This is a genomic window from Chroococcidiopsis thermalis PCC 7203, from assembly GCF_000317125.1.
GTDB lineage: Bacteria > Cyanobacteriota > Cyanobacteriia > Cyanobacteriales > Chroococcidiopsidaceae > Chroococcidiopsis > Chroococcidiopsis thermalis.
Genome location: NC_019695.1, coordinates 4,249,706 through 4,262,640, shown reverse-complemented (window position 1 = coordinate 4,262,640; position 12,935 = coordinate 4,249,706). Strand labels below are relative to the sequence as shown.

Here is a 12,935-nt window from a genome sequence, read left to right as displayed (position 1 = left end):
TTTGCTTTTGCCCCTATTTTTTAGCTAGCAATAGAACGATTCATACTCTGTCCAAATAGCGAATTATTAGTTGGTGTAGGTCTTGAAGATGCGATATCAAAGTATACTCCAACATAGCGAAGAAGACTGTGGCGCAGCTTGTCTAGCGACGATCGCCAAACACTACGGGCGTACCTTTGCGATCGGTCGCATTCGGGAAGCGGTTGGCACAGGGTCGCGAGGAACAACCTTACTAGGACTTTATCGAGGAGCCGAAGTTCTTGGATTTAATACACGAAAAGTTAAAGCGTCTCCTCAAATACTCGACTCTTTGCATAAAGCCCCTCTACCCGCCATCATTCATTGGAAAGGCTACCACTGGGTAGTTCTGTACGGGCAAAAAGGGAAAAAATATGTCATTGCCGATCCTGGAGTCGGTATCCGCTACCTCACCCGTAAGGAATTGCTCGAAGGTTGGGGTAGTGGTGTGATGCTGCTGCTAGAGCCAGATGAAAGTCGGTTTTATCAGCAACCCGAAGACAAAGTTGGGGGCTTTGGAGGTTATCTCAAGCGAGTTTTACCTTATCGCGCTATTATCGCTCAGGCGATCGCGATCAATATTGCGATCGGACTGCTCTCGCTTGTCTCTCCCTTGATGATGCAACTACTCACCGATGACGTATTAGTACGGGGAGATACCCAACTGCTAACCGTCGTGGCAATTGGGGCGATCGCCATGAGTTTATTTAGCAGCGCGATCGGTTTGGTACAGTCTCATTTGATCGGTCACTTCGGACAAAGGTTGCAATTAGGATTGATCCTAGAATACGGACGACAACTGTTACGCTTGCCCCTCAGTTACTTTGAAGGACGACGTAGTGGAGAAGTTGTCAGCCGCATTGCCGATGTGGATCGCATCAATGAGCTAGTTTCCGAAGTTGTCCTGGGTTTACCCAGCCAATTTTTTATTGCCTTGGTTTCCTTGGGCTTTATGCTGTTTTACAGTTGGGGACTAACTCTAGCTTCTATCGCCGCTTTTATTATTGTCACCCTCATCAACCTGCTGTTTCTGCCCGCCTTGCGACAGAAAACCCGCAATCAAATCGTCTTAGGTACAGAAAACCAAGGCTTTCTCGTCGAAACTTTTCGCGGCGTTCAGGTGCTAAAAACCACGCAAGCCACACCCCAAGCTTGGCAAGAGTATCAGACGAATTATGGTCGCCTTGCTAACTTAGGCTGGAGTACGATGAAGTTGGGGCTGTATAGCGGCACAATTACCAGTATTATTTCCACTTTCACTAGTATTGCCTTGCTGTGGTTAGGCTCATATCTAGTGATTAATCGCACCTTAAGTATCGGTCAGTTACTTGCCTTTAGCGGCATGAGTGGCAACTTTCTCGGTTTTTTGGGTTCAGCAATTGGTTTAGTTGATGAATTCATCACCGCTCAGATTGTCATCCAACGGCTAACAGAAGTGATTGATGCTACTCCAGAAGACGAAAAAGATTTCAAAAAGCCTTGGGCAGAAATTAAGGGCAATGCAGACATTACTTGCACCAACCTTAATTTCCACCATGCAGGTAGAGTTGACCTGCTGCAAGATTTTTCCCTAACTATCCCTGGCGGTCAAACCATTGCCTTAATTGGTAAATCCGGTTGTGGTAAAAGTACCTTAGCCAAGCTGATTGCTGGTTTATATTTCCTCCAGTCTGGCAATATCCGCTATGGCATTTATAATCAGCAAGACCTTTCGCTAGAATGTCTGCGGCAACAGGTGGTGTTAGTACCTCAAGAACCCCACTTTTGGAGTCGTTCAATTGTTGATAACTTCCGTTTCGGCTATCCTCAAATTGAGTTTGAACAAATTGTGCAGGCTTGTGAAATTGCTGGTGCAGACGAGTTTATTAGTAAACTACCGGATAAATATCAAACGATTTTAGGAGAATTTGGGGCAAATCTCTCTGGCGGTCAAAAGCAGAGATTGGCGATCGCCAGAGCCATTATCACCGATCCACCCGTACTGATTTTAGATGAATCTACTGGTGCTCTCGACCCAGTAAGTGAAGCCCAAGTGCTAGAAAGACTGCTTTCCCACCGCCGAGGTAAAACCACAATTTTAATTAGCCATCGCCCCAAAGTTATCCAGCGAGCCGATTGGATTGTACTGCTAGAATCAGGACGTTTGAAAATCCAAGGAACTCCAGATACTCTGCGCTCCATTGCTGGCGACCACTTAGATTTTCTAGACACCATTGAACCATTAACAAATAGTTTAGTGCTGCAATCCTCCAATTCTCACTCTAACGGCAAATTCTCTGAGATCGGCAAATAAAACTATCATGCTCAGCCACTCCAACGGGGACTATCTGCCCCAAATTCAAGACAACGATTTCCTTCCACCACTCGGTCGTTGGACTACTATAGGCGCAACGATCGCCGTTACTGCTGTGGGGTTAGCTCTCCCGCTTGCCTCTGTGACTAAATATAAGGTGACAGTCAAAGGACAGGCTACCGTCCGTCCGACTGGTGAATTGCGACTGGTTCAAGCTGCAACAGAAGGTCAGGTGATGCGCGTTTTTGTTGCAGAAAATCAAGTTGTGAAACAAGGGGATGTTATTGCTACTATTGATAACTCGAAGTTGCAAACCAAAAAGAGCCAACTGCAAAGTAACATAGGACAGAACCGATTGCAACTGATTCAGATTGATGCCCAAATTAGCGCGATCGCTCGCCAGATTGGAGCCGAAACTGACCGAATCGATCGCGTTGTTGCTGCTGCTGAATTTGAACTCTCGTATCGCAGCCGAGACTATCGAGACAAACTTCTGACTACCACTGCTGATGTCAAAGAAGCCGAGGCGAACGTCAATGCAGCGATCGCCAGTTTAAGAGCAGCCCAAACAAAGCGCAACCGCTACAAAGGTGTAGCCAAACAAGGAGCCTTGTCTCAAGATCAGTTTGAAGAGGCACAGTTAGCTGTGCGCCAGCACTCGTCAGCAGTTGCAGCAGCTAAAGCCAAATTGCAGCGCGTTCGAGCTGCGCTCAATCCTAGTAATGCAGAAGCCGCGATCGCCTCCCAACGTATTGCTCAAGAAAAAGCTACGGGAGAAGCCACCATTGCTACGTTAGATAAAGAACGCCAAGCCCTGATCGGACAACGAATTGAACTCCAAAAACAACTAGAGCGCGATTCCCGTGAATTTCAACAAGTAAATATCGATCTGGCTCAGACGATAATTACTGCCACGGCAGACGGTATTATCTCTAAGCTAAACTTGCGGAACCCTGGTCAAACTGTGCCTGCTGGAGGGGAGATTGCCCAAATTGCCCCTAGCAATGCTCCTATGGAGGTGAAAGCAATGGTGGGACTTCAGGATAAAAACAAGGTGAAACAAGGACAAAACGTACAAATGAGAATTTCTGCTTGTCCTTATCCAGATTATGGTACTCTCAAAGGCAAAGTTAAAGCAATTTCTCCAGATGCAATTGTCCCGTACAGGAATAGCGATAATACGACTTCTGCTATAGATGCAGATCGGAAACCGTCTGCTGCGAGTTCTTTTTATCAGGTATCGATTGAGCCAGAAAGCTTAACTTTAGGTAAGGATAAGCACCAGTGTGCGCTTCAACTGGGAATGGAGGGTACAGTCGATATTATTTCTAGAGAAGAGACTGTGCTTAAATTCTTGCTGAGAAAAGCCAGGCTGATGGCAGAGCTGTAATTTGAACAATGAGCTAGTAAACCTATGAGAAGAAATGTTTTAGGTTTCTTTTTCAAATTTGGTTTAAGCCGTAAGAGAGCCAAGCAATTTTATCCGAGTAGTTGTAGCAGTAGGCGATCGGGATGCTTAGTTGTTTGACTTCATTCGCTCTCATCCCTATAATACTCTCGCGAGAAATAAAATCACTCAACTCTTCGGAGAAAAACATGAGTTTTGCCATTTTTGACGAAAATTATTATCTTGCAAATAACCCCGACGTAAAAGCTGCTATTGATGCTGGAGCTTTTTCATCAGGATTACAGCACTTCCAACAAACAGGTTTAGCTGAAGGCAGGGTGCTAGTCTCGCCTTACTACGACGAACAATTCTATCTACGCGCTAACCCTGATGTAGCAACATCTGTTAGCAATGGAACTTTTAAATCGGGGTTACAACACTACATCCAGTATGGAGAAGCTGAACGTCGTTCGGCTGGTGCTTTCAACGAGACTAACTACCTTGCCCTATACCCAGATGTAGCGGCGGCTGTTGATGCTGGAACCTATAGCTCTGGTTTGCAACACTATATCCAGTTTGGACAATTTGAGGCGAACCGCAATAGTGCTTTTACCGGAACCAGTGGGAATGACACGATCGCTGGCTTTGGTCAAGGTATTCGAGCCATCGCAGGAGTTGATATCGTCGACACTTTACTGGGTACGGCAGCAGTTGCTGGAGTTGGCGAAGTTGATACCCTAATCGGCGGAGAAGGGCGAGATGGATTCGCCCTTGGCTTGCCCAGCTTAAGTGTATTAAACTCTCCACCTCGACAATTTTACGTTGGTGGGGGCAATACTGATTATGCTCTAATTCAGAACTTCGGAAAGCCGGACGATGCGATTATTTTACCAGGCTCAACACAAGATTATAATTTTCAAACGGTCAACGGAAATTTAAACATTTCTACTGCCTCTGGAGACTTAATCGGGATTGTGGAAGGGGTCGCGTCTTTGACTCCAGTGGCAGCTTCAAGTGAAGCGCTCGGGCAGGTAAGTGGGCTTCCTAATGATTTTTTTGGACCAGTTGTTGCCCTTGTATGACAAGATTACAACTTTAACTGCATTGAGGATGCGATCGCTCTCTCAGAAACCGAAGGATTAGACTTCTTGCAAAAGTAAGTGTTTTGTAAATTCAAACGCAGATAAGAACGTAGATAAACGCAGATAAGCGCAGATTATGAGGGGCTTTTGCAAAAGATTTATTATTATAGCTTTTTTTAAAAAGGCAAGTTTCCAGCATGGATACAAGCGATCGCAGATGGAATTGGAAGTTAGGGCGAACGATTATTCTAGGGCTGAGTGGGGCGATAGCTTTTTGGGAAAATTGCGCTTATGCCCAGATTACGCCCGATACCACTCTAGGTAATGAAAATTCTACAGTGACATCAACAGGAACGGTTGACTCTATTAATGGCGGTGCAACTAGAGGCGCTAACTTATTTCACAGTTTTGAAGAATTTAATGTAGAGTCAGGACGAGCAGCCTATTTCAATAATCCGGCTGGAATTGAAAATATTCTAACTAGGGTGACAGGAGGTAATCCCTCCAATATTCTAGGGACGCTTGGTGTAGCGGGGGGCAATGCTAACTTGTTTTTGATTAACCCAAATGGAATTATTTTTGGAGCGAATGCCCGTTTAGATGTCAGCGGATCGTTTGTCGGGACAACAGCTAGTGGAATTGGGTTAGCTAATGGAGATACTTTTAGTGCCAACCCAGGAGAACCTCTGCCAAACCAGTTATTGAATGTGAATCCTAATGCGTTTTTCTTCAATCAAATTAACGCTGGGGCGATCGTCAATCGCTCTACAGCAGACTCAAGGGGACTAGAAGTACCTCAAGGCAAGAGTTTGTTATTGGTAGGTGGTGATGTCAACTTAGAAGGTGGACGGCTCTCGGCTCCAGGGGGTGAGGTTGAATTAGCAGGTGTGGCAAATACAGGAGCGGTTGGGTTAAGCAATAATGGCAGTGACTTAGGATTGAGTTTTCCCACAGAATTACAGCGAGCAGATGTATCTCTTAGCAATAGGGCTAGAGTTAATGTCAGCGCTACTGGTGGCGGTAGTATCGCCATCTTTGCTCAGAATCTAGATATTTCGGCAGGAAGTAGCCTGGTGGCTGGGGTCGGGACAGGTTTAGGGTCAGTTGATACTCAAGCAGGCAATATTAAAATTGATGCCACAGATACAGTGGCAATTTCAGGCACAAGCTCCACCGATTCCTCTAGCGGAATCAGCAATGTAGTAAGTGCTGGGGCAACTGGAAGTGCAGGAAATATAGAGATTAAAACGGGTTCCCTCAGTATTATCGGTAATGCTTTGGTAGGTTCTGCTACTGATGGACGAGGAAACGCCGGAAGTGTATCGATTCAAGCTAGTGATAAAGTTTCCTTTTCTGGAGTCAACAGCGGAGTACTGAGCAGCGTAGCATCTTCAGGCATGGGGAATGGAGCTGATGTTAACATTCAAACGCGATCGCTTTCCTTGTCTGATGGCGCTCAATTGGCGACTAGCACTTTTGGACAAGGAGATTCTGGAAACATTCAAGTTAATGCTACCGATTCTGTTTCTTTCAGCAGCGGCTCTAGACTGCAAGCTCTGACGTTTGGAGGAGGAAATGCGGGAAATGTCACCATAAAGGCTGATGATACAGTCTCCTTCGATAGCTCTAGCGCACTCAGTAATGTCTTTATTAATCTCGGTTTTAGGGCGCAAGGCAAAGGCAAGGGTGGTAACATCAACATTCAGGCGCGATCGCTTTCCCTGACTAATAATGCAACGCTGAACTCCAGCACTTTTGGACAAGGGGATGCTGGGAATATTCAAGTTAATGCCACTGATTCTGTCTCTTTCAGCGGTAGCTCTACAATACTGGCTACAAGCGCTGGGCTAGGGAATGCAGGAGATGTAATGATTAATGCTGGCGATGCAGTTTCCTTTGACGGACAGGGGACTGGTATTCCCAGCGGAATCAACACTGTTGTAGCACTATCAGCAGGCAGCGATCGCCAAGGAGGTAACATCAACATTCAAGCGCGATCTCTCTCCTTAATTAATAATGCAACGCTGAACTCCAGCACTCTTGGACAAGGGGATGCCGGAAGCATTTCTGTGCAGGCTAGTGATTCCGTCTCTCTCGACAATAGCTTTATAATTAGCGCTGTGGGACAGAGAGGTGTAGGGAATGGGGGCGATATTAACGTCCAAACGCGATCGATGAAAGCGATTGATGGGGCTAAATTACAATCTCAAACCTTTGGTACAGGAAATGCAGGAAATATCTCGGTTAATGCCATAGATTCTGTCACCCTTTCTGGGGTGGGGCTAAGTGGATCTTCTCTGTCTGGAAATATTTTAGAACGTGGATACTCTAGTGGTTTAATTAGTAGTACCGAGGCAACAGCCAGCGGTCAGGGTGGAGAGATTAGAGTTACTACGAGTGCCCTGCGTGTAGTGGATGGAGCGGTTTTGAGCGCACGCACCAGAAATGCGGCTGATGGCGGTAATATCTTCATCAACGCCAACACCCTTAAAGCGATTGATGGCGGACAAATTCTTACTACTGCCTTTAGCAGCGGAAGTGCTGGTGACATCTTTGTCGATGCTACAAACAGTATCACTCTATCTGGTAGCGATCCCACGTTCTTCAATCGACTAACTGAATTTGGACCGGAAATAGTCGATCCCGATGATCCAGCTAGTGGCTTATTTGCTCGAACTAGGGCTACCGGAAGTGCTGGAAGCTTGACAATTAATACTGGGCAGTTGCAAGTTCTAGATGGAGCGGAAGTTACGGTAAGCGGTGAATCAGGGCAAGCAGGCAATTTAGATGTCACAGCTAATTCCATTCTCCTAAACCGAGGAAAACTCACAGCGGTAACTGGACTAGGTGAAGGTGGGAATATCACATTGCAAGAGTTAGACTTACTGCGAATGCGCGACAACAGCCTTATATCTGCCGAGGCTCTTAATGCTGCCAATGGTGGCAATATCAATATTGACTCTACATTTATTCTTGCCATCCCCTCTGAGAATAGCGACATCATTGCTAATGCCTTTGAGGGCAGTGGGGGTAATATTAACATTACGGCTCAAGGCATTTTTAGGCTTCAGTACCGCGATCGCCCAACCCCAACAACGAGTGACATCAACGCTAGATCGGAGTTTGGCGTAGACGGTGCTGTAGAAATCGACACGCCCGAAGGCGAACCCAATCAAGGATTATCAGAATTACCAGTCGTGCCAGTTGATACCCAAGTATCCCAAGCTTGTACTCCAGGTAGCAGCCAAGCACAAAGCGAATTTATTGTCACTGGTCGCGGTGGCTTGCCTCAAAATCCAGGAGATGTTCTCAACACTGATGCGGTGCAGGTAGACTTGGTGACTCTTAACCCCCAAGGCGATCGCCCCTCTACTCCATCTGTTTCGACAAATTCTACCAGCTTAACCTCAGCTCCCATCGTAGAAGCTCAAAGTTGGGCGATTGACAAAAAAGGCAATGTTGTACTTATAGCCTCTTCTTCCACTCATACAGCCTATAGTTCTTGGCAAAAACTACCTGAGTGTAACATAACCAAATCTTCATCTTAAACTATATATACTTTTTTTGAATAGAAATGGGAGTTCGAGCAAGTAGAGCTTTACAAAATCCGACTCGACAGCTAAGAAAGTTTAGTTAGAATTCTACAAAAGGTCTAGCAATGAAACTTATTGTTTTGATTTTGTTAGTATTAACTGGTTGTTTGTTCTTAATTATCAATGTATTTAATATCAAAAAAACTCTTTACCGTTCCGGTCAGCTTAGTAGAAACAGCAACACTCGAATTTCTTATAAAAATAACCCTATTTACAGGAGTAGTAACGAAGATTTTTCCTATTTTTGGAAAGGTCACTATCAGCGATTTATCAAAAAAGTATCTGCAATAAATAAATTTGTTTTTCAACTATTGTTTTACGGATTAGCTCTTCCTTATGTAGCTATCTTCTCTATAGCACTTTTTCTGAAGTTGCCGAAGTATCTTACGATTTTCGAGGAAACCAAACGGGAATTAGATGAATATTTAAATACTGTTATTCCTAAAATTTTTTCTGATTGGGATTTTTGCGAATTTACTCGAAAAGCTTCATTCAACCTGCTAAAAACTTTAGGAAAAGACGAGCTGCAAAAAATCTTTTATTCCCATTCTCAAATTTTTGGAAGACTGACTTACTATCGAGCAAGTAGCAGGTGCTTGAAAAACGGTGTTGGGCTTTGGGTGCTAACAGACTTACATCCAAAAAATTTATGGAAAATTTTATATCACGAACAAGACCAAACTAAGTACTGGAAGATTATTGCAAACTATACAACTGAAGTAGTATTTGAAAAAAGTAGAGCCGAGATCGAAATTCAGGTTGTTAAAGAATACGATCGGTACTTCATCAACAGCCTAAATATTAATATTGGTTCAAAGCTGAGTCAGCATTCTTTTAAGCTGGGTATCCCAGCTACATTAGATGAGTCAAGGTATTTACGAAATCTGCATCTATTTTTTAAATTTTAGATTGGATTCGTAATCAACTGAGTTTATTAAGCAAAAATCTTTCAAAAAATTAATCTGAAATATAGTATACCTTTGCGTAAGTAAATTTAATGAATTCAGCGAGTATACTAAATTACTGAAAATTTTCTATTAAAAAATATTAAGTCTACATGATTGAAATGTGCTAATGCACGTCCATGAATTTAGCTAGAAAGTTGACTATTAATTTTTTTAACATATGTAAATACAATCAGAGTAAATCGATTATTCTAGGTATAGAAAAAATAAACGTTTATATCACGAATCAAGCTTAAAAATTCAATGATTGCTCAATAATGACAGCAAATAAAGCGAGAACTAAAATGACTGGCAACTCAATTGTTCAATTAAATCAATTGGTTCTTTCTAGCAAATAGAGCAGTGAAATATCTATGTCACAACCTCTTGCTATTTCATGGTTGGCTGCTCGTTTACTATTTAGCGATAACTAGTAGTAGCATACTCAGCTACTACTTTTAGAGGGAGTCTCACATTCAGAATGACTCGATATTGTCAACATTGGTGCTGTCGATTAGGGTTAGCGAGTTGGTTGGTAATTAGTGGAGCGATCGCCTTTAGTGGAAATAACACTTTAGCTCAGCTTACACCCGACACCACACTAGGTAGTGAAAATTCTACAGTGACATCAACAGGTGCGGTTGATTCTATTAATGGTGGCGCAACCAGAGGCACTAATCTCTTTCATAGTTTTGGGGAATTCAACGTTGAGGAAGGACGGGCAGCTTATTTCAATAATCCGGCTGGGATAGAGAATATCTTGAGTCGGATAACAGGGGCTAATCCCTCTAATATTTTTGGAACGCTGGGTGTAGTGGGCGGTAATGCCAACCTGTTTCTGATTAACCCCAATGGAATTATTTTTGGGGCGAATGCCCGTTTAGATGTCGGGGGATCGTTTGTTGGGACAACAGCTAATGCAATTGGATTTGGCAATCAAGGTTTTTTTAGTGCAACGAATCCGAGTAATCCTTCCCTGCTAACGGTTAATCCTTCAGCTTTACTCTTTAATCAAATTCGTGCCGCATCTATCAAAAATAACTCAGTTGCTGACTCCGGCTTAAATCCATCTTCTGAGTTTACAGCAACGGGTTTGCGCGTACCAGATGGCAAGAGTTTGTTGTTTGTAGGCAGCGATCTAAATCTGAATGGTGGAGGTTTATATGCTTTTGGTGGGCGAGTCGAGTTAGGAGGTTTAGCAGGTACAGGTACAGTTGGATTAAATGGAGATGGTAATAATCTGAGTTTAAGTTTTCCCGATAATGTAGAAAAAAGTGACGTTTCCCTTAGCAATGGTGCTAGGGCAAATGTGAGGGCTGGTAATGGTGGTAGTATCGCGATTAATGCCCAGAATTTAGAGATGACAGAAAGGAGTTCTCTGTATGCAGGCATAGAGAGTGGACTGGGTTCTGATAATAGTAAGGCGGGAAATATTTCGGTTAATGCAACTGGAGCGATTAATCTTAACAATAGGAGTTCCATTGCTAATCAAGTGCTAGCTGAAGCAAATGGACAGGGAGGCGATGTCAGTATCAGTGCTAGTACGTTAAAAGTAGAGGGTGGGGCACAGATTGGTGCTACCACACTTGGTGGTGGTAAAGCAGGGAATTTAAAGGTCATCGCTGACACAGTGCAACTGGCTGGTCGCGCTAACGATCGAGTTGGCAGCGTGTTGTCTGCTCAAGCTGACCTAAACTCAACTGGAGATGCAGGAAACTTAACGATTAATACTCGTCAGTTACTTGTTCGGGATGGGGCACAGATCAGTACTGGTACTTTTGGTACAGGTAAGGCAGGGGATTTAACTGTCAATGCCACTGACTCTGTGCAACTGATTGGTAGCTTCGCTGGAGATCGGATTCCCATTCCCAGTGGCTTGTTTACTGAAGCTGTTCAAAATTTAAGCAAAGATGCAGGAAACTTGACGATTAACACTCGTCAGTTGCTCGTTCGGGATGGGGCAGTGGTCAGTTCTGCCACTTTTGGTACAGGCAAGGCAGCGGATTTAACTGTCAATGCCACTGACTCCGTGCAACTGATTGGTACCTCTATCTATGGACCGTTTTCCAGCAGCCTGACTGCTCAAGCTGACTTAAACTCAACTGGAGATGCAGGAGACTTGACGATTAACACTCGTCAGTTGCTCGTTCGGGATGGGGCAAATGTCAGTTCTACCACTTTTGGTGCAGGCAAAGGGGGAGATTTGACTGTCAATGCCACTGACTCTGTGCAACTGATTGGTGAATCTACCAATGGTCAGCTTCCCAGCGGTCTGAATACTCAAGCTCGCCGAAACTCAACCGGAGATGCAGGAAACTTGACGATTAACACTCGTCAGTTGCTCGTTCGGGATGGGGCAGAGGGCAGTTCTACCACTTTTGGTGCAGGCAAAGGGGGAGATTTGACTGTCAATGCCACTGACTCTGTGCAACTGATTGGTGAATCTACCAATGGTCAGCTTCCCAGCGGTCTGAATACTCAAGCTCGCCGAAACTCAACCGGAGATGCAGGAAACTTGACGATTAACACTCGTCAGTTGCTCGTTCGGGATGGGGCAGAGGGCAGTTCTACCACTTTTGGTGCAGGCAAAGGGGGGGATTTAACTGTCAATGCCACTGACTTTGTGCAATTGATTGGTGAATCTACCGACGGTCAGTTTGGCAGCAGCTTAACTGCTACTACTCGCCAAGTTGCAACCGGAAATGCGGGGTCTTTGACGATTAACACTGATGAATTGCTGATTCAGGATGGCGCAGAAGCCACAGTTAGTAGCTTTGGAGAAGGTGTGGCAGGCAACTTCGGCATCACCGCTAGGTCTGTACGGCTTGACAAAGGTAAAGTCATAGCACAAGCCCGCTCTGGAAATGGCGGCAGCCTTAAGCTGGATATTGCAGACTTATTGCTGATGCGTCATGGTAGTGAGATATCCACTACTGCCGGAACAGCACAGAAGGGTGGAAATGGCGGTAATATCGATCTCGATTCCGAATTTATCATAGCTGTTCCAGAAGAAAATAGTGACATTACAGCCAATGCGTTTAGTGGCAGTGGTGGGAAAGTTAGGATTAATGCTACTGGCGTTTTTGGGATAGCGCCAATTAGTCGAAAAGACCTGGAGAGGTTACGTCCTAACGATTTAGATCCACGTCATCTGCCAACAAACGAAATCATAGCAATTTCGCAGCAAAACCCGTCTTTAAGTGGCACTGTAGATTTAAATACACCTAATATTGAACCCAACAGCGGCTTAGTTTCCTTGCCAGTCGTACCAGTCGATACCCAAGTATCGCAAGCTTGTACTCCTGGTGGGAGTCAACAACAAAGTGAATTTGTGGTCACTGGTCGCGGCGGCTTACCCCAAAATCCAGGTGAAGCCCTTAACACTGATGCCATACAGGTAGATTTGGTGACTCTCGCTCCAGAAGTCAATCAATCCACTACTACAGCAGTTTCCACAAGCCCCACTAGCCCCACACCAACTCCTATCGTAGAAGCTCAAGGTTGGGCGATCGCTGCTAATGGCGAAGTTATTCTCACCGCAAATGCAAATACTGTCACGCCCCACAATTCCTGGCAGAACACAGCTAATTGCAGAAGCTGAATTAGAAGATAGCAGAA

Annotated in this window: 7 protein-coding genes; 6 read left to right on the top strand and 1 reads right to left on the bottom strand. The window is 44.6% G+C overall.

What is annotated here, in order from left to right:
- Nucleotides 1-88: 88 nt before the first annotated feature.
- Both CHRO_RS18325 and CHRO_RS18320 read left to right on the top strand, forming a co-directional pair.
- Nucleotides 89-2,311, top strand: a complete 2,223-nt coding sequence (locus CHRO_RS18325) for a peptidase domain-containing ABC transporter (RefSeq protein WP_015155727.1) — start codon at nucleotides 89-91, stop codon at nucleotides 2,309-2,311.
- A gap of 7 nt (nucleotides 2,312-2,318) precedes the next feature.
- Nucleotides 2,319-3,701 carry an HlyD family secretion protein gene (locus CHRO_RS18320; RefSeq protein WP_015155726.1) on the top strand — a complete coding sequence of 461 codons (1,383 nt, stop codon included), beginning with the start codon at nucleotides 2,319-2,321 and terminating at the stop codon, nucleotides 3,699-3,701.
- Between the two features lie 52 nt (nucleotides 3,702-3,753).
- Here the strand turns inward: CHRO_RS18320 and CHRO_RS32500 are convergent, their stop codons facing one another.
- Nucleotides 3,754-3,921: a hypothetical protein gene (locus CHRO_RS32500; RefSeq protein WP_181824195.1), complete on the bottom strand. Its 168-nt coding sequence runs from the start codon at nucleotides 3,919-3,921 to the stop codon at nucleotides 3,754-3,756.
- On the opposite strand from CHRO_RS32500, the gene CHRO_RS18315 reads away from it, so the two are divergent.
- The 4 genes from CHRO_RS18315 to CHRO_RS18300 all read left to right on the top strand — a co-directional run bounded on the left by CHRO_RS18315 (nucleotide 3,908) and on the right by CHRO_RS18300 (nucleotide 12,918).
- Nucleotides 3,908-4,780: a hypothetical protein gene (locus tag CHRO_RS18315; protein ID WP_015155725.1), complete on the top strand. Its 873-nt coding sequence runs from the start codon at nucleotides 3,908-3,910 to the stop codon at nucleotides 4,778-4,780. The genes CHRO_RS32500 and CHRO_RS18315 overlap by 14 nt on opposite strands.
- 197 nt (nucleotides 4,781-4,977) lie before the next feature.
- Nucleotides 4,978-8,328 carry a two-partner secretion domain-containing protein gene (locus CHRO_RS29780; RefSeq protein ID WP_015155724.1) on the top strand — a complete coding sequence of 1,117 codons (3,351 nt, stop codon included), beginning with the start codon at nucleotides 4,978-4,980 and terminating at the stop codon, nucleotides 8,326-8,328.
- Between the two features lie 110 nt (nucleotides 8,329-8,438).
- Nucleotides 8,439-9,281 carry a hypothetical protein gene (locus CHRO_RS18305; protein ID WP_015155723.1) on the top strand — a complete coding sequence of 281 codons (843 nt, stop codon included), beginning with the start codon at nucleotides 8,439-8,441 and terminating at the stop codon, nucleotides 9,279-9,281.
- 517 nt (nucleotides 9,282-9,798) lie between these two features.
- The gene (locus CHRO_RS18300) at nucleotides 9,799-12,918 is read left to right on the top strand and encodes a two-partner secretion domain-containing protein (protein ID WP_015155722.1); all 3,120 of its coding nucleotides are present in this window, start codon (nucleotides 9,799-9,801) and stop codon (nucleotides 12,916-12,918) included.
- The last annotated feature ends 17 nt before the right edge of the window (nucleotides 12,919-12,935 follow it).

Excerpts from the sequence above, each read along its gene's own strand:
- CHRO_RS18325 (WP_015155727.1), top strand. The coding sequence starts at position 89 with ATGCGATATCAAAGTATACTCCAACATAGCGAAGAAGACTGTGGCGCA.
- CHRO_RS18320 (WP_015155726.1), top strand. The coding sequence starts at position 2,319 with ATGCTCAGCCACTCCAACGGGGACTATCTGCCCCAAATTCAAGACAAC.
- CHRO_RS18315 (WP_015155725.1), top strand. The coding sequence starts at position 3,908 with ATGAGTTTTGCCATTTTTGACGAAAATTATTATCTTGCAAATAACCCC.
- CHRO_RS32500 (WP_181824195.1), bottom strand. The coding sequence starts at position 3,921 with ATGGCAAAACTCATGTTTTTCTCCGAAGAGTTGAGTGATTTTATTTCT.
- CHRO_RS29780 (WP_015155724.1), top strand. The coding sequence starts at position 4,978 with ATGGATACAAGCGATCGCAGATGGAATTGGAAGTTAGGGCGAACGATT.
- CHRO_RS18305 (WP_015155723.1), top strand. The coding sequence starts at position 8,439 with ATGAAACTTATTGTTTTGATTTTGTTAGTATTAACTGGTTGTTTGTTC.
- CHRO_RS18300 (WP_015155722.1), top strand. The coding sequence starts at position 9,799 with ATGACTCGATATTGTCAACATTGGTGCTGTCGATTAGGGTTAGCGAGT.